Source organism: Micromonospora sp. NPDC007230 (genome assembly GCF_042869115.1).
Taxonomy (GTDB): Bacteria; Actinomycetota; Actinomycetes; order Mycobacteriales; family Micromonosporaceae; genus Micromonospora.
Genome location: NZ_JBIAFE010000078.1, coordinates 1 through 1,344 on the forward strand (window position 1 = coordinate 1; position 1,344 = coordinate 1,344).

Sequence of the window (1,344 nt, forward strand, 5' to 3'; positions counted from 1 at the left end):
CGCGCAGCGCCGGTTGTGGTTCCTGGCTCAGCTCGAGGGGCCCAGTGCCACCTACAACCTGCCGAACGCGCTGCGGTTCGACGGGCCGGTCGACCACCACGCCCTGCACGCCGCCCTGGCCGACCTGATCGGCCGACACGAAAGCCTGCGCACCCTGATCCGACCGGTCGACGGCGAACCCACCCAGCACGTCCTCGAAGACTTCTCCGTGCCGCTGCACCGGCACACCACCACCACGCACCGACTGCGCGACGACCTCACCGCCGCAGCCCGCCAGCCGTTCCACCTCGACCACGACCTGCCCGTGCGGGCCGACCTGTTCACCCTGGACGACCACCAGCACGTCCTGCTGCTCACCCTGCACCACATCGCCGGCGACGGCTGGTCATTCGCGCCGCTCGCCAACGACCTCACCACCGCCTACCAGGCCCGACTGCACCACCATGCCCCGGACTGGACACCCCTGCCGATCCAATACATCGACTACACCCTGTGGCAACGCGACCTGCTCGACACTGTGCGCGAGCAGCAGCTGGCCTACTGGCGGCAAACCCTCGACGGACTACCCGACCACCTCACCCTGCCCACCGACCGCCCCCGGCCAGCCATCGCCAGCCACCACGGCGCCACCACCACCTTCACCATCCCCGCCGCCCTGCACCAGCAACTCAACGACCTGGCCCGACAACACAACGCCACCCTCTTCATGGTCGTCCACGCCGCACTGGCCGCCCTGCTCACCCGCTTGGGCGCCGGCACCGACATCCCGATCGGCGCACCCACCGCCGGCCGCACCGACCCAGCCCTGGAAGACCTCATCGGCTTCTTCGTCAACACCCTGGTGCTACGCACCAGCACCACCGGCAACCCCACATTCACCGAGCTGCTACAGCAAACCCGCACCACCAACCTCGACGCCTACAGCCACCAGGACCTGCCCTTCGACTACCTCGTCGAAGCCCTCAACCCCCACCGCTCACTGGCCCGCCACCCCCTCTACCAGGTGGCCCTGGCCTTCCAGAACTTCCACCAACCCGACATCCGCCTCCCGAACACCCAGATCACCGCCGAACCGGTCCACACCGGCGTCGCCCCGTTCGACCTGGCCATCTACCTCACCGACCACTACGACGCCACCGGCACCCCACTGGGCATCGAAGGCCAGGCCGAATACGCCACCGACCTGTTCGACGCCACCACCATCGAAACCCTCACCCACCGCCTACAAGCCCTACTACAAGCAGCCGCCAACCACCCACACACCCCCATCGACGACCTCAACATCCTCCTACCCAACGAACACCACCAGATCCTCACCACCTGGAACAACACCACGAGCGACCA

1 protein-coding gene is annotated in these 1,344 nt (G+C 67.7%); it reads left to right on the plus strand.

Features of this window, described 5'->3' with window-relative positions:
• A partial coding sequence (locus ACFYML_RS36590; protein WP_387425015.1) for a condensation domain-containing protein occupies positions 1-1,344 on the plus strand: 1,344 nt, incomplete at both ends.